Origin of the sequence: Anaeromassilibacillus sp. An172 (assembly GCF_002160515.1) — a bacterium.
Classification (GTDB): Bacteria; Bacillota; Clostridia; order Oscillospirales; family Acutalibacteraceae; genus Limousia; species Limousia pullorum.
Window position 1 is genome coordinate 141,151 of the sequence record NZ_NFKS01000002.1, and the last position, 21,603, is coordinate 162,753.

The window sequence follows — 21,603 nt, forward strand, 5'->3', positions numbered from 1 at the left end:
GGTTTTTTTAAACGAATATGTATATTTTTAGTATAATTATGTATATAATATTGTTTTTTATAAATGTTTTAGCTCCTATATCAGGACTAATTTTAACACTTATATAAGTTATATTTGGTTATTTTTAATATCATTGGATAATAAAAATACTGCTACTATATTAGGAATTGTCATAAGTCCGTTAAATAAATCGGAAAGACACCATATAAAAATCATGGGGACAAAAGGAGAAATAATTGAAGCAATAACCCATAAATAGCGAAATTTTCCTACTGACTTTTCTCCAAATAGAAAGATACAGCATTTTTCCCCGTAACAGCTCCATCCCAACAATGTGGTAAAAGCAAAAAATAAAATACATGTAACGATTATTAGCTTTCCTGCGTAAGGAATTTTTGAAAAAACAAAGTACATAAGAGCTTCTCCGTCAACAGAGGAGATGTCTATTCCCGTGGCGATTGCGGTGGTCACAGCGGTAAGGCCAGTTAGAAAACACAAAACACCTGTGTCCCAAAATGTTCCCGTAGAGGTTATGAGAGCTATAGTGTCCGGAGAGTCTGTCTGAGCTTCAACAGATATCAAAGGCGCTGAGCCCATTCCAGACTCTCCGGAAAAAAGTCCTTTGGAAATTCCGTAGCGGCAGGCATTTATAAATAAAGCTCCGGTAAACCCTCCGGCAATACTTTTAAAACCGAAAGCTTCACTGAGAATAGAGGCAAATGCGTCGGGAAGATAATGTCTGTTTGCAAAAAGTAAAAACAGACATCCTCCTGTATAAAGCAAAGCCATAGCGGGAACAAGAATTTCTGATATTTTTGAAACAGATTTTACACCGCCGATAATTGAAACCGAGCACAGTAAGCCTGCGGCAATTCCTGTGAAAAGCTCCACGGCGGTTATGTTTATTTCTGAAACGGACAGCAAAACAGTGTCTGAAAAACAGTTTTTTAACGTCTGAGAAATAGCACCAGTCTGTACTGCACAGCCTATTCCAAAGGAAGCGGCAAGTCCGAAAACCGAGAACAAAACAGCGCTTATGGGCATGTTAAGCTGGTTTTTTAAAAGATACATTGCGCCGCCTCGGTAAGAGCCGTCTTTGGTCTTTGTTCTGTATTTTACCGCAAGATAGGTTTCGGCGTATTTGGTGGCAATTCCCAGTAAACCTCCAATCCAGCACCAGAAAACAGCTCCCGGCCCGCCCAAAACAATTGCTGTGCCAACACCTATGATATTTCCTGTGCCTATTGTTGAAGCCAGGGTGCAGGTAAGTGCTTTAAAAGGGCTTATGCCGTCGCCTGAATCTGTCCGTTTCATTGAAAGCCGTATTCCTTTAAAAAGTCTTTTTTGTACAAATCCGGTTTTTACCGTATTATAAATATGTATTGCGGGAAGCAGAATAATAAGAAAGTTATTCCATAAGAAATCATTTATGTATGTAAAGAATTGCAGAAACATAAAAAGCCTCCGGACATATAAACGCTTTAAAACATTTATATGTGACGAAGGCATTTTTTATTTCAGTTAAAATTAGTTACAGCAGAGGGATAACACAGGAAAGGTCATCGCATACGCTGTAAAGGAGAGGTATTAAATCCTCGGTTGGCTTGTCCAAATCAGGTACCATTATTGTGGCGCAGCCGGCAGTGCTTGCAGAAATCACACCGTTGGGAGAATCCTCAAGAGCAATACATTCTTCAGGTTTAAGGTTTAACTTTTCGCAGGCAAGCAGATATATGTCAGGCTTTGGCTTGCTGTTTTTTACCATAGAGCCGCAGGCAAACTCATCGAAATACTTGAAAAGTCCCACGCTTTCCAGATGTTCCTTAGCTCTTTCAAAAGGGGAGGAGGTGGCAAGAGCAATTTTAACTCCGTTTTGTTTTGCAAATTCCAAAAGCTCCTTTGCGCCTTTTTTAGCTTCCACACCGTGTTCCTTTATGTAAGCGTCCATAAGCTCAACACGCTTGTCATGAACAGGAACATAGTCAAAGCTTCCGAAATAACCGGCAAGCTTTTCAGTTGTAAACTGCCTGTTAAGACTTCTTATGCTTAAAGCGTGTTCAAATTCCATTGGATATCCGTAAAACCTTGCGGCTTCCGTCCAGAATCTTACATAAAGCTTTTCGGTATCCAGAAGAAGTCCGTCCATATCAAAAATTAGTCCCTTAAATTTCATAAAAATCACCCTTTTAATTTTACCATAGTTTTTATTATTTCACAATCTTTTTTTCTTTAGGGGAAAAAGTAGCCAAAAATGATATTGTAGATTTAAAATATTCTTACTTTTTTATTATGGCAATAATTTGTCACATATGATATAATTTATTCCAATGAAATTTGAAAATGTCTTATTATGTTATTGTAAGTAACTTTTATTATAATTTTAGATGAAATTTGAGGAAGAATTAGATGAAAAACAAAGAAAATAAAGATAAAAAAGATTCATTCTTTAAGAATATAGTTAAATATAAAAGATTAAACGGAGCAACAACCGGCAAAATGAAGGGTAAAAAGACCGCATTTTGGCTGGTTGTGACTGCTTTGGTGACCGTTGTTTTCGGAACCTGCGTTTTTGCTCTTGGAAATTATAACAGAGAAAGCATGATGCTTCCTACAGAGCCTGGAATGTTCGGAACAGACGATATCAGCGAATCTTCGGAAAGCTCTTCAGAGGAAACAACAGAAAATCCAAATGTTCCGGGAGAAGAGGTTGAGTTTAAAACTGTTGAGGACGACTATTTCAACAATTCAGTTTTTATAGGCGACAGTATTTCTTACGGACTTACGCTGTATGTAACCGAAAAGAGAGCCGAAGGTGAAAACGTGCTGGGTACAGCTCAGTTTTTAACAAGCGGAAGCCTGAGCTTCGGAAATTCCCTTTGGGATGTCAGCGACGAGTCTGTACACCCAACATACAACGGTGAAAAAATGAAGCTTGAGGATGCTGTCGGTCAGATTCAGCCTGACAAGATTTACATTCTCTTGGGAACAAATGATGTGGCTTTGTACGGCGTTGAAGCCACAATAGCCAATGCAGATGAAGCAATCAACAGAATGCTTGAAGCAAGCCCGAACTCAAGAATAATCATCCAGTCTGTTACACCTAAATATATTTCGGAAAGCAATGCAGACGACGATTTGAACAACGATAAAATCAACGCAATGAACGAAGCTCTAAAGACATTTGCGGAGGAAAAGGGATATGTATATCTTGATATAGCTTCACAGTTTAAGGACAGCAATGGGGGACTTGCGTCTGAATACTGCGGAGACCAGGAAGGTATGGGTATTCATTTCTCAAATGCCGCATATGAAATGTGGATTGATTATTTGTACAGTCACGGGGTATGATTGACTAAACATTTACATGAGGAGGGTATGGTTTGAAAAGGGGTTTAATTATTGTCTGTGCTTGTTTGCTTATAGTTTCATCATTCTTTAGCGGCTGCGGAACTTCTGATACACAAAGTACAACCGAAGAAGTGACACAGGCAACAGAAGAGCAGACAACAGAAGCTACAAGCGAAGAAGTGACCGAGACACAGGAAGAAACTACGGAAGAAGCTGAGGAAGCTTCAGCTTCAGAGGAATCGCCTGTTACATATGAATATACTCAGGTTGATGATTCGTATTTTAACGACGCTGTATTTATCGGCGACAGCATTTCATATGGCTTTGAGCTTTATGTTACAGAGAAACGTGCCAACGGGGAAACCGTTCTGGGAGAAGCGAAGTTCTTAACAAGCGGAAGCTTAAGTTACGGAAATTCCCTTTGGGATGTCAGCGATGAATCTGTACATCCAACATATAACGGTGTAAAGATGAAGCTGGAAGACGCCATAGCTCAGATAAAGCCGGGAAAGATTTACATACTTTTGGGAACAAACGATGTTGCTTTGTACGGTGTTGAACAGACAATTGCAAATGCCGATACAGAGATAAGCAGGATGCTTGAGGCGTCTCCGGGAGCAGAGATATTCATAATGTCTACAACTCCCAAGTATTCACCTGCGGAAAGTGATGTTGACGGTGCCCTTAACAATGCAGATATTGATGCGCTTAATGTGGCAATGAGGCAATTTGCTGTTGAAAAGGGATATAATTTCATGAACATTGCACCTCTGTTTAAAGACGAAACAGGAGGTCTTGCCGCCGACTATTGCAGTGACAAAGAGGGAATGGGAATACATTTTACATCTGCCGCTTATGATATTTGGCTTAACTTTCTTTACAGCTACGGAAAACAGCAGTGATGTTAAAGTATAGTTGAGTTAATATAATAAATGAATTTGAGTACAGTAGAGTGAAAGGAGTTTAAAAATGAAAAGGGTATTGTGTTTTATTATGATGATTGTCACAGGTGTGGTTTTTGCAGGCTGCTCAAATGCAGAGGATGCAAAAAAATACGACATTCAGAAAGCAGGGGAGGAAATCGTATCTCAGATTGAGAGCGCTTCTCAGATGACAAAAGTAAACGACGATATACTTACAAGCTTTTATGGTATTGATACAGCTGATGTAAATGATTACTTTGCACTTATCAGCACCGACTCAACAAAGCAGGATGAAGTGATCATGGTTGAAGCAAAGGACGCAGACGCTCTGAAAAGAGTACAGGAGAAAATCCAGACCAGATACGACTCAAAATATGCCCAGACAAAGGATTATCTTCCGGAAGAGGCAAAGCTTATTGAAGCAAGCAAGGTTGAAACCGACGGAAATTATGTATGGATGTTCATATCAGCAGACGCAGATAAAATGAACGAAATTTTCCAGGGAACAGCGGCATAAAATTTTTATAAATGCAGGAATACGGGATGGCAATAGCTGTCCCGTTTTTATGTGAGTTTTTATTTTATCAAAATAATTGATTAGATAAAATACAGTGGAAATACCGTGGCTATGTGTTGACTTTTCAATCTTTTGATAATATAATTACTAAGATAATGTTAAAAACGAATAATAAAATACTACAGGGTAAGAGAGGAATTCATATGTGTACAGATAAGATTAAAATTGGTTTTGATAATGACAAATATCTCCGTATGCAGTCAAAGCATATCAGAGAAAGAATTTCTCAGTTTGACAATAAACTTTACCTTGAGCTTGGCGGAAAGCTTTTTGACGATTATCATGCGTCAAGAGTTCTTCCGGGATTTCAGCCGGACAGCAAAATAAAAATGCTTTTGAACATGGCTGACGAAGCAGAGGTAGTTATTGTAATCAACGCTGACGATATAGTTAAGAATAAGGTCAGAGGTGATTTGGGCATTACTTATGATGCCGATGTTCTCAGACTTATCGACGCTTTCAGAGAAGCAGGACTTTATGTTGGCAGTGTTGTAATTACCCAGTACGCAGGACAGACAGCGGCAGATATTTTCCGCAAAAGACTTGAAAGCCTGGGAATGAAAGCATATCTCCACTATCATATTGAGGGATATCCAAACAATGTGCCGTTTATTATAAGCGAAGAGGGCTTCGGTAAAAACGAGTATGTGGAAACAACACGTCCTTTGGTAATTGTAACTGCTCCGGGCCCTGGAAGCGGAAAGATGGCAACCTGTCTTTCTCAGCTCTATCATGAGCATAAGAGAAATATCAATGCGGGCTATGCAAAGTTTGAGACTTTTCCGGTTTGGAATTTGCCGTTAAAACATCCGGTAAACTTGGCATATGAAGCAGCTACAGCCGATTTAAACGACGTAAACATGATTGACCCGTTCCACCTTGACGCTTACGGAACAAAGGCAGTAAACTACAACCGTGATGTTGAAGTTTTCCCTGTACTCAATTCAATCTTTGAAAAGATTTCCGGAAAGAGCCCATACAATTCACCTACAGACATGGGCGTTAATATGGCAGGCTTGTGTATCATAGATGATGAGGTCTGCGCCGAAGCTTCAAGACAGGAGATTATAAGAAGATATTTCAACACCCTCTGCGATGAGAAAATGGGAAAAATAAGCAGTGAAGCTGTTTATAAAATAGAGCTTCTCATGGCAAAGGCAGGAATAGAAGCCAATGACAGACTTGTTGCAGTAAAGGCAAGAGAGGTTGCAGAGCTTACAGATAATCCTGCTGCGGCAATTCAGCTTCATGACGGCAGAATCGTTACAGGTAAAACCTCAGCCCTGCTTGGCTCATCATCAGCAGTGCTTTTGAACGCTTTGAAAACTCTCGGAGATATAGATGATGAAATCCTTCTCATTTCACCGAGCGTTATTGAGCCTATCCAGAAGCTTAAAATTCAGAATTTGGGAAATAAAAACCCAAGACTTCACTCAGATGAAATTCTTATAGCTTTGAGTATCTGTGCTGCTACAGACCCAACTGCACGTAAGGCAATGGAACAGCTTCCAAGACTTAAAGGCTGTGAAGTTCATTCATCAGTTATTCTTACTCAGGTTGACTCATCAATTTTCAGAAAGCTTGGAATGAACCTTACATGTGAGCCTTCCTATCAGTCAAAGCGTCTTTATCATAAACAATAATTGTATACATATAAAAAATTACACCTCAATGCAGTTTATAATTGCATTGAGGTGTTTTTGGTTTTTATCAGCCTTTTTTAGGCTTCGGGGAATTTTTTGAAAACGCTATAAACAGCAGTGCGCTTATTCCCATAAGGATAGGATAATAAAGATATGGTGTAATTTCAACTGATGTTATTCCAACAAGTCCGGCGGCTGTGAGAAGCTGTGCGCCGTATGGGATAATTCCCTGGAAAATAGAGGTGAATATATCAAGAAGGGAAGCGCTCTGTTTTGGCTCGATTCCGTATTCGTCACTGATATCCTTTGCGATTTCACCGGAAAGAACGATTGCTATTGTATTATTGGCTGTTGCAATATCCACGCAGGAGGCGAGAGCAGCAATTCCGAACTGTGCGCCTTTCTTTGTCTTTATTCTTGAACGAACAATATGGAGTATTGCCTGTATGCCGCCGTATTCCTTTATAAGTGCGCTGATACATGCAACAACTATTGAAATTACTGTTATGTCGTACATCTTAGTAACGCCGTCACCGATAGCTGTAAACATATCGCCTACTGCCAATGCGCCTGTAGCTATGCCGGCGATGAGAGATGTTACAGTTCCTGTTATAAGTACAAGAAATACGTTAAAGCCCAGCAATGCACCAATAAGAACTATCAGATACGGGATAACCTGGAAAATATTGTAGGAAAGGTCGTCTGTAAGTTCAAAGGTAGAATTAAATGTGAGAGCAAAGAATATTATAGCTGTAATAATCGCCGCAGGCAGTACAATTTTAAAGTTGGTTTTGAACTTGTCGTTCATGTTACAGCCCTGAGTTTTAACAGCGGCGATGGTTGTATCGGAAATCATTGAAAGGTTGTCGCCGAACATTGCACCGGAAACAACAGCTCCTGTACAGAGAGCCACATTAAGTCCTGTCTGTTCGCTTATACCCAAAGCGATAGGGGCGAGAGCAGTTACAGTTCCCACAGATGTACCCATAGATATGGAAATAAAGCATCCAATTATAAAAAGACCAATTACTGCAAAATTGGGAGGCAGAAAAGAAAGACCGAGATTAACGGTGCTTTTTACTCCGCCGGATGCGCTTACCGCTCCGGAAAAAGCTCCTGCGGCAAGGAAGATAAGACACATTGTTATAATGTTTTCGTCGGCAACGCCTTTTGCTATTACTTTAAGCTTGTCGTTAAACTTTAATTTTCTGTTTTGCAGAAAAGCCACAAACAAAGCGATTAAAAACGCCACTATAGCAGGCATTGAGTCAAAGTCATTGAAAATAATTCCGCTTCCGATAAAAATTACCAGAAAAACAGCGATGGGGAGCAGTGCGGAGATTCTGCCCTTATTGTTTTCCATCGGTATCACTCCTTTTAAATTTTAGATATACGGCTATTATACTTTATATGATAAGTTTTTGCAAGGAAAAGAATTTTTTGTTTAAGTTTTCTATTTTGGCTTCAATAAGTATATTTTGAACTCCGCCATAATATATTTTTTATATCTCAAGAAAATACAGACTAAAAAAGGAGAGATAAAAATGGAATATACTTTAAAGCCACAGGAAATCGGATGTCTGCAAACAATTCTTGACACTGTAAGCGAGCAGGGAGTGGATATGGACATAACCCTTCCCGATTATTGTCCCGATATTGAGAAAGTGCTCAACTGCACATTTTCTCCGAAAATATTTACACAGAACCTTTCGGGAGGTCAGCTTAGAGTAGAAGGCGCAGTGACAGTCAGGGTGCTCTACTGTGACAGCGTTAAGAAAAACGTCAGATGCTTTGAACAGACCTCGCCTTTTTCCGCAGGTTTTAATGTTAAGGACTTGACCGACCAGTACGGAGTTATCACAAGCACCAAAAACGAATACATAAACTGCCGTGCGCTCAGCCCGAGAAAACTGACTGTACACGGTGCTTTTTCACTGTATGCAAAAATTATCGGCAAAGGCTGTCTTACTGCATACGGTCCGGGAGAAGACAAAACCCTTTGTACCAAAACCAGAAAAATAAGCTGTATGGAGCTTTCAGCTTTTTGTCAGGAGCAGTTTACAGTGACCGATGAGGTTTCCCTTGAGGGCAGACCGCCTGTTGAATCACTGCTGAAATCAGAGGTGAGAATACTTTCCAGCCAGTGCAAGGCGGTAAACGGAAAGATTATGCTCAACGGCGAAATCAATATGCGACTTATGTATCTCTCAAATTTTGAAACGGGAGATATTGAGATTGTGGACTATGTGACTCCTTACAGTCAGATAATCAACTGTGAAGGGGTTACGGAAACAACTGTAAACCATATAAATGTAAATCTTATGTCCGGAGAAGTAAGGCTCAAGGGTGACGCTTTTTCAGACAATCCTCTGATAGTCCTGGATGCAAGAATTTGCTTTACAGAAATGGGATATGTTCCGGTGGATATAACAGTGATTGAGGATTCCTATTCCACAAAGTTTGCTTCTTCACAGCAGTTCACAAGTATGGAGGTTTTGAAGTCCACAATTCCGTTCAGGGATACTTTCATGCACAAGTCAACGGTAAAAACTGACGGTGCATCCATTACAAAAATAATCGACATGGAATGTACACCGGCAAGCTCATCTTTCTCTGTGTCAGAGGGAATAAAAGCGGAGGGGAAATTCAACTGTTGTATAACCGCCGTAGGAGATGACGGATATCCTGTTTATATAGAAAGAATAGTGGATTTGCAGCGTGACCTTTCCGTTGAAGCGGGAGCGGACAATATTGAAAATCTTGATTTCTTTATAAACTCCATGAGCTACAGAATTGCCGAGGATGACAGCATTGAGCTGAGATGCGAAATAGTTATGACCGGATGCGCCCAGCTGAGAGAAACAATAAGCGGCGTAAACTATATAGAAATATCCGAGGGTAAACCAATAGAAGAGGACGGATGTTCCTTGACCTTGTATTACTGCGACTGCGGGGAAAAGATTTGGGACATTGCGAAAAAATATAACACCTCTGAGGATTTGATAATTTCCGAAAATCTTCTTGAGGGCGACAGAATTGACGAAGCCAAGATGCTTTTGATAACAAGAATATAGGGAGGAAAAACGTATGGAAGAGAGAAGCATTTACCAGGACATTGCCAAAAGAACCGACGGAAACATTTATATAGGTGTTGTAGGCCCTGTGAGAACAGGTAAATCCACCTTTATAAAAAGGTTTATGGACACCATCGTTTTGCCCAATATTGAAAATGAGGATAAAAGAAAAAGAGCAAATGACGAGCTTCCCCAGTCTGCGGCAGGCAGAACAATAATGACCACAGAGCCGAAATTTATCCCCGAAGAGGCTGTGGAGATAGAGCTTTCCGACAATGCGGTTTTCCGTGTAAGGATGATAGACTGTGTTGGATACATTGTGGACAGTGCGCTGGGTTACATAGAGGGCGACTCTCCGAGAATGGTAAAAACTCCCTGGTACGATGAGGAGATACCATTTAACACAGCGGCAGAGGTGGGAACAAGAAAGGTTATCACCGACCACAGCACAATAGGCCTTGTTATCACCACAGACGGAAGTATCAGCGATATACCAAGAAGCGATTATGTGGAAAGCGAAACAAGGGTTATAAATGAATTAAAAGAGATAAATAAACCTTTTATTATCCTTTTAAACTCTGTAGAGCCAAAGGCAAAAAGCACCGTGGCGCTGGCAGAGGAGCTTAGCCGCAAGCATCAGGTTCCGGTAATTCCAGTAAGCTGTGTTGACCTTGACGAAAATGAGATAAAGAGAATTCTTGTTCAGGTGCTTTTTGAATTCCCGATAAAGGAAATAAAGGTAAACATACCGGGCTGGATGGTAGCCCTTGAAAGCGATAACCAGTACAAGAGAGATATTTTCACCACAATTAAAACCACGGCGGAAAAAATAACAAAAATAAGGGAGATACAGTACGCCGCCGCTGAGATGGAAAAAAATCCCCTTATCACCAATACAAATATTTCGTCGCTGGATTTGGGAATAGGCAGAGGCTCAATAAATATTACCATAGACAGCGGACTGTTCTTTAAAACCATGTCCGAGAAAACGGGAATGGATATCCCAGATGAAAAATCATTGCTTGACTGTGTCTGCAAGCTTTGCGCAAAGCAAAGGGAATTTGATAAAATCGCTCAGGCGTATAAGCAGGTTCAGGATACCGGCTATGGAATAGTTATGCCAACAATGGAGGAGCTGACTCTGGAAGAACCTCAGATTATAAAGCAAAGCGGAAAATACGGAATAAGGCTGAAAGCCTCAGCACCGTCCATTCACATGATGAAAATTCATACAAACGCAGAGGTAACCCCAATAGTTGGCTCAGAACAGCAGTCGGAGGAGCTTGTTTCCTATATGCTCAAGGAGTTTGAAGAAAATCCTGTTAAAATCTGGGAGTCAAATATATTCGGAAAATCCGTCCACGAGCTTGTAAACGAGGGCTTGCACAACAAGCTTTACCGAATGCCGGAGGACGCAAGAATGAAGGTTGCCCAGACTATAGAGAAAATAATAAACGACGGCTGCAACGGACTTCTGTGTATAATATTGTAACTTAGAACCAATATATTTAATTTGTTTTCAGGCACTTTTGTCTTTTTTTAAAGTTAAAAAAGCAAGAGTGCCTTTTTATATACAAAAACACGGTCATAGAATGGTATAAACTGTGAAAATTGGTAAATTTGACAGAAAAACAGAAAGTCGTATTTAGTTATTGAAAAAAAAATACTGCTATAGTATAATAAATTCGTATGCTGAATTATTTACGGGGGTAAAATTATGGATATTACTGAAAAACTGATTACCTCTCTGACCGTATTGCTCACGGGTTTGGTGGTTGTTTTTGCCGTATTGTTTATACTCATAGGTATAATCAAGGGTTGCGGTATTATCGTCACAAAGTTCGAGAACATGGTTAAAGAGAAAAAAGCCCAAAAAGAAACTGCTTCGGCAAAACCAGTGGCTCCTGTGCAGCAGAAACCGGTGCAGGTGACCGAAACTGCCGAAAGCGGAATTTCCGATGAGATTGTTGCTGTTATCGCCGCTGCCGTTGACGCTATGTACGGCTCTTCCGGTAAAGCAAGAATCAAAAGCATCAAAAAATCCGACAACAGCCGCTCTGCATGGAGTAAGGCAGGTATCTTGGATAACACAAGACCATTCTAATTTGTTCGGGTTTAAATTTTATCGGAAAGGAATTTGCGTTTTATGGAAATAATAAACGGTTTTGTTGACTCTATTGTGGGTCTTTTTCATGATTCTGGCCTGATGGTTCTCGGATGGCAGAATTACGTTATGATACTTGTGGCTATTGTCCTCATTTATCTGGCAATCAAAAAGCAGTACGAGCCTTTGCTTTTGCTGCCGATAGCATTCGGTATGCTTCTTGTAAACCTTTATCCGAGCATTATGGCTGCTCCTACAACAACTCTCCAGCCAGTAACAGAATACATGGCTGAACACGGAGGACAAGCGGGAAGCTATGCAATAACTGTTTTAAACGGTGTTGAATATTACAATGTTCCCGAATACGGCGGACTTTTGTACTACCTCTATCAGGGCGTTAAGCTTGGTATTTATCCTCCGCTTATCTTCTTGGGTATCGGCGCTATGACAGACTTCGGTCCTCTTATCGCTAATCCAAAGAGCTTTATTCTCGGAGCTGCTGCTCAGCTTGGTATTTTTATCACATTTATCGGCGCAATTTTCCTTGGATTTACAAGCAAGGAAGCAGGCGCTATCGCAATCATAGGCGGTGCGGACGGTCCTACAGCGATTTATGTTGCCACACGTCTTGCATCACACCTTTTGGGACCTATCGCTGTTGCAGCATATTCCTACATGGCATTGGTTCCGATTATTCAGCCTCCGATTATGAAAGCTTTGACAACAAAGAAGGAAAGAGCTGTAAAGATGACACAGCTTCGTACAGTTTCAAAGCTGGAAAAGATTATCTTCCCAATTGTTGTAATCATCGTTGTTGCTTTGTTCCTTCCAAGTGCAGCTCCTCTTGTTGGTATGCTCATGCTTGGTAATATCTTCAAGGAAAGCGGAGTTGTTGACAGAATCTGCAAAGCAGCTCAGAACGAGCTTATGAACATAATCACAATCTTCCTGGGCGTTACTGTTGGTGCAACAGCTACAGGTGAGGTATTCCTCACAGCTCAGACTCTGGGAATTGTTGTTCTCGGATTGCTTGCATTCTGCATGGGTACAGCAGGCGGCGTTCTCTTCGGAAAGATTATGTACAAACTTACCGGAGGAAAGGTAAATCCTCTCATCGGTTCAGCCGGTGTTTCAGCTGTTCCGATGGCAGCCCGTGTATCACAGAAGGTTGGACAGGAAGAAAATCCTTCAAACTTCCTTCTCATGCACGCTATGGGACCAAATGTTGCCGGCGTTATAGGCTCAGCAGTTGCAGCCGGTGTTCTTCTTAGTGTATTGCAATAATTTCGGTTGTTATGGGCTTTTTACCGAAAAGTAAGAAACACTTTTAAGACAAACTTTTACAAAAATCAATTTTTTGAAAAGGAGACAGGTAATCTTGTCTCCTTTTCTGTTGCTCTGTAATGTAATGTTGCTAAAGAAACAAGGTAAGAAACTATTGATTTAATGCAAAGTATAGAAAGACTTTGAATAGATTTTTTAATTCTTTTATGCAATTAAAAAATCTTATAGCTACATTATAATATTCATGTTGATAAATGTGCTTTCTAAATAACGCAAGGAGATGTATTATGAAAAAAGAATTTTCGTTGATGGACTTTTTAAATATGTTGAAAAAGCACTTGAAGATGGTTATTATACTTCCGATAATCGGTTGTATATTGGCGCTTTCATATTCATTTTTATTGGTAACTCCACAGTATACCGCTTCTTCTTTAATTCTAATACAAAACTATGAGGTTGTAAACAATAATGGTGACGAAGCATCAACCGATGAATACAGAGTTTACAGCAGTGACCTTCAGGCTTCTGCAACACTTGCAAAAAACTGTTCAATACTTTTTTCCGCCGACCCTGATATGAGAGCTGTTTTGGGTTCTTCAAAAATGAGCGTTTCAAGTATGGATGAATCAAACTTTTTGAAAATTACAATCACATCAGATAATCCTCAGGTTGCAGCAGATACAGCAAATAAAATTGCAGATATGGCATATGACGTTTATCTTGAGGTGTTCAAGGCAGGTAATGTAACAACAATTTCCAATGCAGAAGCTCCTACAAAGCCATCATCTCCAAATGTTGTTAAAAACGGACTTTTTGGTATCGTAGGCGGTTTGGTAGTTGCATTTGTAATTGCATTTCTTATTGAAATTTCCGACAATACAATCAAAAAGGACGATGACCTTTATAAGATTTACAATATTCCGGTATTTGCCGAGATTATTGACTTTACATCATCTGAAGGCAGGGGGAATAAACGATGAGCAAAAACAAACAGGGAAAAGCTTACGGTTCTATTGGCATTGAAAACGGAAAATTTGCTATCGTAGAAGGCTACAAGCTTGCCAGAACAAACATTGTATTTACTCTTTCTGCCGGACGCAGCAACTGCTTTGCAGTTACAAGCTGGTCAAAGGGAGAGGGTAAAAGTACAGCGACTACAAACCTTGCTATTTCATTTTCAAAGATGGATAAAAAGGTTATTCTTATTGACGCCGACTTGAGACGTCCTAATGTTGCAAACCTTTTGAATATTGAGAAAAGACAGGGACTTACAGATTATCTTTCAGGACTTGCAAGTTATGAGGATATTATAGCAGAGGATGTTCTTCCTAATCTGGATGTAATCACCTGCGGTACAATACCTCCTAATCCTTCAGAGCTTTTGGGTTCAGAAGAGATGACACGTTTTGTTGAGAAGGTAAAGGATAGTTACGACTATGTTATTTTCGATACACCTCCTGTAGGAGTTGTGGCTGATGCCTTGCTTTTGAATCAGCATATTCTTGGATTTGTAGCTGTTGTAAGAGAAAATTCTACAACACACAGGGATATCGAAAACCTTGTTCAGAATATAAACCTGGCTCATTCAAAGGTTATCGGATTTATAAAAGTCGGATGTTCACTTCAGGATGAGAAGTACACAAAGAGCGGAAAGTATTACAGGTACGGATATTGATAAAATCTGTAAGAAAAGTTTATGATAATCTTGTTTTAAAGATTTATACAGGTTGACTTACAGTTTTATTTGTACACAACACCCATTACCCGTTGCAGGGTAGTGGGTTTTTTTGTGTATTGTTCTAAAAATGCAGGAATTTAGAAAATAACTTGCATTTTTTCTTGTTATATAATAAAATATAAAAGGTTCACGAATGAATAATGCAATTTTTTTACGAGGTGACGGCAAAATGTTTTATAAAGAGATGAACAAGGAAGAGCTGTTGAAGGAAAAGGACTCCTTGCAGAAGGAATTTGACGGATATAAGGCAATGGGACTCAAGCTGGATATGTCCAGAGGTAAGCCGGGAAAAGAGCAGCTTGATATCTCCGAGAGAATGCTTGACATCGTAAACAGCGGTACAGAATGTAAAACAAGAGACGGTCTTGATTGCAGAAACTACGGACTTCTTGATGGTATTCCATCATGTAAAGAGCTTTTTGCACAGCTTCTTGGTGTAGAGCCTGAAAATGTTATGGTAGGCGGCAACTCAAGCCTTAACATGATGTTTGATACAATAGCATGTATGATGACAGCTCCTATTGTTGAGGGATGCAAGCCATGGTATGAGGTAAAAGACAGAAAATTCCTTTGTCCTGTTCCTGGATACGACAGACATTTTGCTGTTACAGAGTACTTTGGTTTTGAAATGATAAACATTCCAATGCTTCCTACAGGTCCTGATATGGATATGGTTGAAAAGCTGGTTGCAGAGGATGAGTCAATAAAGGGTATCTGGTGTGTTCCTAAATATTCAAACCCACAGGGCATCACATATTCCGACGAAACAGTCAGAAGATTTGCAAACCTCAAGCCAAAGGCAAAGGATTTCAGAATTATGTGGGATAATGCATACTGCATCCACGATGTAACAGATACACCCGACAATCTTTTGAACATCTATGAGGAATGTAAGAAGAACGGAACAGAGGACAGTGTTATTCTTTTCTGCTCCACATCAAAAATCACATTCCCGGGTTCCGGTGTTGCAGCAATGGCTTCAAGCCCTGCAAACATGAAGGTTTTCAAAAACAGATATTCATGGCAGACAATCGGCTATGATAAGATAAACATGCTCAGACATATGCTCTTCTTTAAGGATTTGGACGGAGTGAAGAAGCATATGGATAAGCACAAGGCTATCTTGAAGCCAAGATTTGACACAGTTATTGAAAAGCTTGATACAAAGCTTAAAGATACAGGAATTGCTTCATGGACCAATCCAAACGGCGGATATTTTGTAAGCGTTGATGTTTTGGAGGGAACAGCTAAAAAGGTTGTTGCTCTTTGCAAGGAAGCAGGAGTTGTGCTCACAGGCGCAGGCGCAACATATCCTTATGGTAAGGACCCAAAAGACAGCAATATCAGAATAGCACCTACATTCCCACCTGTTTCAGAGCTTGAAACAGCAATGGATATTTTCTGTGTTTGCGCAAAGCTTGCCGCAGTAGAAAAATTGCTTGAAAATAAATAATTTAATCATTTAAAGGTCAAATGCGAAATGCAGGATTTTTTCTGTGTTTCGCATTTTTCTTGTTTAAGCTGGGTAAAAAATACTATTTTGATAAAAAAATGACGGTTTTTGGAGATAAAGTTGTCTAATCTATTGACTTTTAATAAAAAAAACTCTATAATAATTTTTGTTACGTCTGCAAGTGTGTTTGCTGGCCGTTTAAGCAAAGACGTTTGCAGATAATTATTTTTACTGGAGGTTTCAGGCATGAAAAGAGTTCCAAAGCCGGTATTCTTCATCGTTGCCCTCCTTATACTTGCTTTTGCAAGCACAGCAATATTCGGTGTATCTTATTACAATGGAGATAATAAGGTAACGGTTATTAAAGGAGTCAATGACATAAGATGGGGAATCGACATCCGTGGCGGCGTTGAGGCTACATTTAAGCCGGCGGGAGATATTGACGCAACGGAAACAGATCTTGATTCTGCGAAAACAATCATCGAAACAAGAATGGTTTCACAGGGCATTACAGACTATGAGCTGTACGCTGACTATGGTACAGACAGAATTATCGTACGTTTCCCTTGGAAAGAGGATGAAACAAGCTACGATCCAAAAGAAGCAATTGACGAAATTTCAGCAACTGCACAGCTTACTTTCCGTCCGGGAAATTCCTACGAAAGTGTTGATCTTGACGGCGAGGGAGATATAGTTTACAAAACTCCTACAGGCGACACAGAGGAAATCCTTATGGATGGTTCAATGATCGAAACAGCTGTTCCTAATTTTGATACAAGCACAAATAAGTACGTTGTATCCCTTGAATTTACCAGTGACGGTGCGGCTAAATTTGAAGAGATTACCACAGAGTATAACGGCAAAGTGGTTTCCATCTGGATGGATGATATAATGCTTTCAGCACCAACTGTACAGAACGTTATATCAGATGGTAAGGCAGTTATTACAGGTGACTTTACAGCAGAAGAGGCAACAAGCCTTGCAAACAAAATTCAGGCAGGTGCTTTGCCATTCCAGCTTGAGACTGCTTCATACGGTTCAGTAAGCCCAACTCTCGGCTTAAACTCACTGAACGCAATGGCATATGCAGGTGTGATTGCAATTATTATAATCGGATTGTTCATGATTATTATGTACAGAATTCCTGGTTTTGTTGCATTCATCGCACTTTTGGGACAGGTTGGACTTTCAATCGCAGTTATCTCAGGATATTTCACAGTATTCAATTCATTTACAATGACACTCCCTGGTATTGCGGGTATCATACTGTCGATAGGTATGGGCGTTGACGCCAACATCATCACAGCAGAGCGTATCAAGGATGAATTCAGAAGCGGAAAATCTTTGGAACTTGCTATAGACAGAGGAACAAAGAACAGCTTGTCTGCTATCATCGACGGAAACATGACAGTTGTAATTGTATCCCTTATTCTTCTCTTTGTTTTCGGTCCGACACAGATACTTTCCGGTATTTTCGGTCCGTCAACTACAGGTACGGTTTACGCTTTCGGTTACACACTCCTCACAGGTGTTATTGCAAACTTCATCATGGGCGTTGGTCTCTCACGTTTGATGCTCAAGAGTATTGCAAGACTTAAATTCCTGCGCAAAAAGACTTTCTTTGGAGGTGCTAAAAATGAAGAATAAGAGAATTTTCGATTTTGTCGGTCACAAAAAGATATTCTTCGGCATTTCCCTTACAATAATAGCAATAGGTATTATTTGCAATTTTATTTTCGGAACACAGCTGGACATTCAGTTCAAGGGCGGTTCAATCGTTAAGTATTCTTACACAGGAACAGTTGATGAAACAGAGCTTAAGGATACACTCCAGAATGCAACTGAGACTCAGGTATCATTTGCAATTTCAAAAGACCTTTTGGGAACAGACGGACAGGAATCCTATGTTATTTCCGTTCAGTTTGCAGGCAACGAGGTAATCAACGCAGATGTTCAGGATACAATGACAAAGGCATTGGAGGAGAAATTCCCGGACAACAACTTTGCATATCTTGAGTCTAACTCCGTTGAAGCTTCCATGGGTGCTAAATTCCTTTGGAAATGTCTTGCAGCTATTGCAATAGCCGGTGTTCTTATGGTTCTTTATGTTACAATAAGATTTAAGAAAATCGGCGGTCTTTCCGCAGGTGTTATGGCTTTGATTGCTCTTGTACATGACGTAGCTATGATTTACTTCATGTATGTAATATTCAGAATGCCTATAGACAGTAACTTCATCGCTGTTGTACTTATGATTATCGGTTATTCTCTTAACGATACAATCGTTATTTACGACAGAGTCCGTGAGGAAAAGAAACTCCTCGGAAATACTGTTAATGCTGCAGAGCTCTTTAACATAAGCGCATCAGGCGTTATGAAGAGAACAATCTGCACATCAGTAACAACACTTGCCGCTATCGGCACAGTTTATGTTGTTGCTTTGGTATTCAACATTCCTTCAGTTCAGAGCTTTGCTCTTCCGATGATAATCGGTGTTATCTCCGGTTGCTTCTCATCACTCTGCATTGCCGGTGAACTTTGGGTTATGTGGCAGAACCACAAGCAGTCAGCAACAGTTAAGAGATAATAATTCTTATACTTATATAAAAAAGCGTCATCCTTTATGGGTGACGCTTTTGATATTATTAGATTTATTTCCAATCACTTATGATATTTCCTTTTACAAGATATGCCTTTTTTGCAATAAGAGCTAAAGGGGTATCGCTTTTGCTGTCGGAGTAAAACTCATCAATTTTGCCGTTGGGAAATTCCTCGTAAAATCTTCTGACCTTTTCTTCTCCGTGACAGTTAAGACCATTATATTTTCCGGTTTTTTTGTCAACAGGTGAGGCGATAAGATATTTTATTCCAAGCTTTTGACAGATAGGGGTGAGCAGAAAAACAGATGACGCCGAGATGATAACATCGTCAGGCTTTTGCTGTTTTAAGTACCAGCCTTTTACATTTGAAATGTGCTTATCCCAGAAATCATTTACATCCTTCTCAAGGTCAATGCATTTTAAAAATCTGTACATCTTTTCCTTAAAGTGGGTTTTGTCGCCCTTTTTAAAGATATAATATCCGGCAAATCCTGCGGCAAGAGAGGGGATATATTTTATCATTGAGGGATGTCTTTTTAAGCAGAAAAAATAGAAATGAGCGGTGGAGTCTCCTTTATAAATTGTATTGTCAAAATCGTATACATTCATATAAAAACAACCTTTTTAGAATATTTTAGTAAAATTATACGTTTTTAACCAGAGTTCGTCAATAGATTATTTATTTTATCTTTATTTTCGTAAAAGGTTGCGTAAATAAATTTGTTATAGTATAATAAGCGTGATATATTATTTTCTATTTAGGATGTGTAACGTGTGTTTGGTTATGTACAGATAGAAAAAAGCGAATTGCTTGTAAAAGAATACGAAACATACAAGAGTATATACTGCGCCCTTTGTAAAACACTGGGAAAGGAATACTCTGTTTTTGCGAGATTTATTTTAAGTTATGATTTTACATTCTTTGCAGCTCTCAGCATGGGTGTTCATGACCAAAAGGTTTGTTTCAATAAGGGAAGGTGTACTTTTAATCCCCTGAAAAAATGTGTTTTTTGCGGCACAGGTAATGACAATATGAAAAAAGCGGCGGCTTTGTCAGTTATAACCGCTTTTTATAAACTGAAAGATGATATCAGGGACGGGAGAATAGGTAAAAAAATTCGTTCTTATCTTGTTTATCCTTTTTTCTCAAGATGGAGAAAGAAAGCTGCGCAGAAATATCCTGAATATGAAGAAGCAGTATCAGCAATGTCACAGATGCAGGAACAGGTGGAAGAGGATCAGATGTGCCATATAGATATGGCGGCTGAGCCAACAGCCAAAATGCTTGCCTCGGTTATGGAGATGCAGGCTAAAAACGAAATGGAAAAAAGAATATTTTCCGAGCTTGGTTACCACTTGGGAAGATGGATTTATTTCATCGATGCGGTTGATGACTTGGAGAAAGATAAAAAAGACGGCAACTTTAATCCCTTTCTTAAATATATAAAAGATGAGGGAGATAATGAGAATTTAAAAAAATATTGCAATGAGGTATTGAATCAGTCAATGTGTTTGAGCTATAACGCTTACAACCTTGCGGATATCAAAAGATTTAAAGGAATTTTAGACAACATTTACCTCAAAGGGCTTCCTTTTGTTCAGAGGAAGGTTTTATTTGGAAAAGGAGAATTTAATGATGAAGAATCCCTATGAAGTTTTGGGAGTGTCAGAAAACGCAACAGACGAGGAAATAAAAGCAGCTTATAAAGCTCTTGCAAAAAAATATCATCCTGACAACTATGTTGATAGCCCTCTTGCTGATTTGGCAAACGAGAAAATGAAGGAAATCAACGAGGCGTATGACACAATAACCGACATGAGAAAAAAAGGCGGCTCAGCCAACAGCGGTTATTCCGGATATTCCGGCGGAAATTCAAACAGTTATACAGGTTATGGATATTCCGGCAGCAGCCAGTTCCAGAACATCAGAATGATGATAAATTCCGGAAGAATTGCCGAGGCGGAGCAGGCGCTCAACAGCATACCTCAGGCTCAGAGAAATGCCGAATGGTATTTCCTTAACGGTATGGTTATGATGAATAAGGGATGGAGTGAACAGGCTTACAGCTGTTTCAGACAGGCATACACAATGGACCCAAATAACCCAGAATACAGGGCTGCATTTAACAGAATGAACAGCCAGAGAGCTTACGGCGCAGGCGGATACGACCCAAGAGGCGGCGCAGCCGGATGTTCATGCTGTGATATATGCGTAGGTCTGTGGTGTGCAGATACCTGCTGTAGCTGTATGGGAGGAAACTGCTGCTGATTGCGGCAGTTTATCTTTTAATTAGGAATTTTAAAAGAAGGTTTTGAACAATGAAATCTACATTTAAAATTGCTCTCGGCGGTGTAATGGCGGCGTTTTGTATTGTGCTTATGCTTCTTACCGCCATAGTGCCCATAGGTTCTTTTGCTTTGCCCTGCATTGCAGGACTTATTCTGCTTATGGTTTCCTATGAAGTTGGCATAAGCTGGGCAATTCTTATTTATGCTGCGGTTGCTATTATGTCATTGCTGTTTGTAGCGGATAAAGAGGCCGCACTGCTTTTTACAATGTTTTTAGGATATTATCCTATTTTAAAGGAATTCCTTGATAAAAAAATCAGAAACAAAGCGATTAACTATATAGTTAAATTTGCGGTATTTAATGTATGCGCAGTTTCCGGATTTTTTATAGGCGTTTACTTGCTTGGAATTCCAAAAGAGGGATTTGAAATAAACGGAATTTACCTTCCATGGTTATTTCTCATAATAGGAGAGGTGGCATTCTTTATATATGAAATATGTCTTTCACGAATAAGGGTAATTTACCTTACCGGATTCAGAGACAGAATATTTCATAGGATAAAGTAAGTT

General features: G+C 39.6%; 21 protein-coding genes. 16 read left to right on the forward strand and 5 right to left on the reverse strand.

What is annotated here, in order from left to right; all coding sequences use genetic code 11:
* Window positions 1-108: 108 nt before the first annotated feature.
* Both B5F08_RS01930 and B5F08_RS01935 read right to left on the reverse strand, forming a co-directional pair.
* Window positions 109-1,509, reverse strand: a complete 1,401-nt coding sequence (locus tag B5F08_RS01930) for an alanine/glycine:cation symporter family protein (protein ID WP_087376135.1) — start codon at window positions 1,507-1,509, stop codon at window positions 109-111.
* Between the two features lie 22 nt (window positions 1,510-1,531).
* On the reverse strand, window positions 1,532-2,173 hold the full coding sequence (locus B5F08_RS01935) for an HAD family hydrolase (protein ID WP_087376136.1): 642 nt from the start codon (window positions 2,171-2,173) through the stop codon (window positions 1,532-1,534).
* 233 nt (window positions 2,174-2,406) lie between these two features.
* Here B5F08_RS01935 and B5F08_RS01940 point away from each other — a divergent pair, with 233 nt between their 5' ends.
* From B5F08_RS01940 to B5F08_RS01955, 4 genes are all read left to right on the forward strand, one after another.
* Entirely contained in the window at window positions 2,407-3,348 is a 942-nt protein-coding gene (locus B5F08_RS01940; RefSeq protein WP_087376137.1) for a GDSL-type esterase/lipase family protein, read from the forward strand.
* Window positions 3,349-3,380: 32 nt separating this feature from the next.
* Window positions 3,381-4,250 (forward strand): GDSL-type esterase/lipase family protein, encoded by an 870-nt coding sequence (locus B5F08_RS01945; protein ID WP_087376138.1) that lies wholly within the window; start codon window positions 3,381-3,383, stop codon window positions 4,248-4,250.
* A 67-nt stretch (window positions 4,251-4,317) separates the two neighbouring features.
* Window positions 4,318-4,788, forward strand: coding sequence for a DUF4358 domain-containing protein (locus tag B5F08_RS01950; RefSeq protein ID WP_087376139.1), 471 nt, complete (start codon window positions 4,318-4,320; stop codon window positions 4,786-4,788).
* A 203-nt stretch (window positions 4,789-4,991) separates the two neighbouring features.
* Entirely contained in the window at window positions 4,992-6,491 is a 1,500-nt protein-coding gene (locus tag B5F08_RS01955; RefSeq protein ID WP_242968179.1) for a DUF1846 domain-containing protein, read from the forward strand.
* 67 nt (window positions 6,492-6,558) lie between these two features.
* Here the strand turns inward: B5F08_RS01955 and B5F08_RS01960 are convergent, their stop codons facing one another.
* A complete protein-coding gene (locus tag B5F08_RS01960) occupies window positions 6,559-7,854 on the reverse strand; it encodes a Na+/H+ antiporter NhaC family protein (protein WP_087376140.1) in 1,296 nt (431 codons plus the stop codon).
* Window positions 7,855-8,035: 181 nt separating this feature from the next.
* On the opposite strand from B5F08_RS01960, the gene B5F08_RS01965 reads away from it, so the two are divergent.
* From B5F08_RS01965 to B5F08_RS01995, 7 genes are all read left to right on the forward strand, one after another.
* Window positions 8,036-9,565, forward strand: a complete 1,530-nt coding sequence (locus B5F08_RS01965) for a DUF3794 domain-containing protein (RefSeq protein ID WP_087376141.1) — start codon at window positions 8,036-8,038, stop codon at window positions 9,563-9,565.
* 13 nt (window positions 9,566-9,578) lie between these two features.
* Window positions 9,579-11,057: a stage IV sporulation protein A gene (gene spoIVA / locus B5F08_RS01970; protein ID WP_087376142.1), complete on the forward strand. Its 1,479-nt coding sequence runs from the start codon at window positions 9,579-9,581 to the stop codon at window positions 11,055-11,057.
* Window positions 11,058-11,282: 225 nt separating this feature from the next.
* On the forward strand, window positions 11,283-11,669 hold the full coding sequence (locus tag B5F08_RS01975) for an OadG family transporter subunit (RefSeq protein WP_087376143.1): 387 nt from the start codon (window positions 11,283-11,285) through the stop codon (window positions 11,667-11,669).
* Between the two features lie 42 nt (window positions 11,670-11,711).
* Window positions 11,712-12,953 carry a sodium ion-translocating decarboxylase subunit beta gene (locus tag B5F08_RS01980; protein WP_087376144.1) on the forward strand — a complete coding sequence of 414 codons (1,242 nt, stop codon included), beginning with the start codon at window positions 11,712-11,714 and terminating at the stop codon, window positions 12,951-12,953.
* A 287-nt stretch (window positions 12,954-13,240) separates the two neighbouring features.
* Window positions 13,241-13,933, forward strand: coding sequence for a YveK family protein (locus B5F08_RS01985; RefSeq protein WP_158096182.1), 693 nt, complete (start codon window positions 13,241-13,243; stop codon window positions 13,931-13,933).
* The gene (locus B5F08_RS01990) at window positions 13,930-14,628 is read left to right on the forward strand and encodes a CpsD/CapB family tyrosine-protein kinase (RefSeq protein ID WP_087376146.1); all 699 of its coding nucleotides are present in this window, start codon (window positions 13,930-13,932) and stop codon (window positions 14,626-14,628) included. Before B5F08_RS01985 ends, B5F08_RS01990 begins: the two co-directional genes overlap by 4 nt.
* 232 nt (window positions 14,629-14,860) lie before the next feature.
* Entirely contained in the window at window positions 14,861-16,144 is a 1,284-nt protein-coding gene (locus B5F08_RS01995; protein ID WP_087376147.1) for an aminotransferase class I/II-fold pyridoxal phosphate-dependent enzyme, read from the forward strand.
* A gap of 5 nt (window positions 16,145-16,149) precedes the next feature.
* Here B5F08_RS01995 and B5F08_RS02000 read toward each other — a convergent pair whose 3' ends face one another.
* Window positions 16,150-16,422: a hypothetical protein gene (locus B5F08_RS02000; RefSeq protein WP_143256346.1), complete on the reverse strand. Its 273-nt coding sequence runs from the start codon at window positions 16,420-16,422 to the stop codon at window positions 16,150-16,152.
* Between B5F08_RS02000 and secD the strand changes: the two genes are divergently transcribed.
* Window positions 16,391-17,791, forward strand: coding sequence for a protein translocase subunit SecD (gene secD / locus B5F08_RS02005; RefSeq protein ID WP_087376149.1), 1,401 nt, complete (start codon window positions 16,391-16,393; stop codon window positions 17,789-17,791). The genes B5F08_RS02000 and secD overlap by 32 nt on opposite strands.
* Window positions 17,781-18,731: a protein translocase subunit SecF gene (secF, locus tag B5F08_RS02010; protein ID WP_087376150.1), complete on the forward strand. Its 951-nt coding sequence runs from the start codon at window positions 17,781-17,783 to the stop codon at window positions 18,729-18,731. The genes secD and secF overlap by 11 nt, the downstream gene beginning before the upstream one ends.
* A gap of 64 nt (window positions 18,732-18,795) precedes the next feature.
* Here secF and B5F08_RS02015 read toward each other — a convergent pair whose 3' ends face one another.
* Complete coding sequence (locus B5F08_RS02015; protein ID WP_087376151.1) at window positions 18,796-19,353, reverse strand: HAD-IB family phosphatase; 558 nt, start codon at window positions 19,351-19,353, stop codon at window positions 18,796-18,798.
* A 165-nt stretch (window positions 19,354-19,518) separates the two neighbouring features.
* Here B5F08_RS02015 and B5F08_RS02020 point away from each other — a divergent pair, with 165 nt between their 5' ends.
* From B5F08_RS02020 to B5F08_RS02030, 3 genes are read left to right on the forward strand one after another with little or no spacing between them, the layout of a single operon-like run.
* A complete protein-coding gene (locus B5F08_RS02020; RefSeq protein ID WP_087376152.1) occupies window positions 19,519-20,397 on the forward strand; it encodes a DUF5685 family protein in 879 nt (292 codons plus the stop codon).
* On the forward strand, window positions 20,378-21,013 hold the full coding sequence (locus tag B5F08_RS02025; RefSeq protein WP_330395796.1) for a DnaJ domain-containing protein: 636 nt from the start codon (window positions 20,378-20,380) through the stop codon (window positions 21,011-21,013). Before B5F08_RS02020 ends, B5F08_RS02025 begins: the two co-directional genes overlap by 20 nt.
* 50 nt (window positions 21,014-21,063) lie before the next feature.
* Window positions 21,064-21,600 carry a hypothetical protein gene (locus B5F08_RS02030; RefSeq protein WP_087376154.1) on the forward strand — a complete coding sequence of 179 codons (537 nt, stop codon included), beginning with the start codon at window positions 21,064-21,066 and terminating at the stop codon, window positions 21,598-21,600.
* Window positions 21,601-21,603: the final 3 nt, after the last annotated feature.

Bases quoted from the DNA above. Each gene is read 5' to 3' on its own strand.
- secD (WP_087376149.1), top strand. From the start codon at position 16,391: ATGAAAAGAGTTCCAAAGCCGGTATTCTTCATCGTTGCCCTCCTTATA.
- B5F08_RS01950 (WP_087376139.1), top strand. From the start codon at position 4,318: ATGAAAAGGGTATTGTGTTTTATTATGATGATTGTCACAGGTGTGGTT.
- B5F08_RS02000 (WP_143256346.1), bottom strand. From the start codon at position 16,422: ATGAAGAATACCGGCTTTGGAACTCTTTTCATGCCTGAAACCTCCAGT.
- B5F08_RS01935 (WP_087376136.1), bottom strand. From the start codon at position 2,173: ATGAAATTTAAGGGACTAATTTTTGATATGGACGGACTTCTTCTGGAT.
- spoIVA (WP_087376142.1), top strand. From the start codon at position 9,579: ATGGAAGAGAGAAGCATTTACCAGGACATTGCCAAAAGAACCGACGGA.
- B5F08_RS02030 (WP_087376154.1), top strand. From the start codon at position 21,064: ATGAAATCTACATTTAAAATTGCTCTCGGCGGTGTAATGGCGGCGTTT.
- B5F08_RS02025 (WP_330395796.1), top strand. From the start codon at position 20,378: ATGATGAAGAATCCCTATGAAGTTTTGGGAGTGTCAGAAAACGCAACA.
- B5F08_RS01965 (WP_087376141.1), top strand. From the start codon at position 8,036: ATGGAATATACTTTAAAGCCACAGGAAATCGGATGTCTGCAAACAATT.
- B5F08_RS01985 (WP_158096182.1), top strand. From the start codon at position 13,241: ATGAAAAAAGAATTTTCGTTGATGGACTTTTTAAATATGTTGAAAAAG.
- B5F08_RS01930 (WP_087376135.1), bottom strand. From the start codon at position 1,509: ATGCCTTCGTCACATATAAATGTTTTAAAGCGTTTATATGTCCGGAGG.
- B5F08_RS02015 (WP_087376151.1), bottom strand. From the start codon at position 19,353: ATGAATGTATACGATTTTGACAATACAATTTATAAAGGAGACTCCACC.
- secF (WP_087376150.1), top strand. From the start codon at position 17,781: ATGAAGAATAAGAGAATTTTCGATTTTGTCGGTCACAAAAAGATATTC.
- B5F08_RS01990 (WP_087376146.1), top strand. From the start codon at position 13,930: ATGAGCAAAAACAAACAGGGAAAAGCTTACGGTTCTATTGGCATTGAA.
- B5F08_RS01980 (WP_087376144.1), top strand. From the start codon at position 11,712: ATGGAAATAATAAACGGTTTTGTTGACTCTATTGTGGGTCTTTTTCAT.
- B5F08_RS01995 (WP_087376147.1), top strand. From the start codon at position 14,861: ATGTTTTATAAAGAGATGAACAAGGAAGAGCTGTTGAAGGAAAAGGAC.
- B5F08_RS01940 (WP_087376137.1), top strand. From the start codon at position 2,407: ATGAAAAACAAAGAAAATAAAGATAAAAAAGATTCATTCTTTAAGAAT.
- B5F08_RS01975 (WP_087376143.1), top strand. From the start codon at position 11,283: ATGGATATTACTGAAAAACTGATTACCTCTCTGACCGTATTGCTCACG.
- B5F08_RS01955 (WP_242968179.1), top strand. From the start codon at position 4,992: ATGTGTACAGATAAGATTAAAATTGGTTTTGATAATGACAAATATCTC.
- B5F08_RS01960 (WP_087376140.1), bottom strand. From the start codon at position 7,854: ATGGAAAACAATAAGGGCAGAATCTCCGCACTGCTCCCCATCGCTGTT.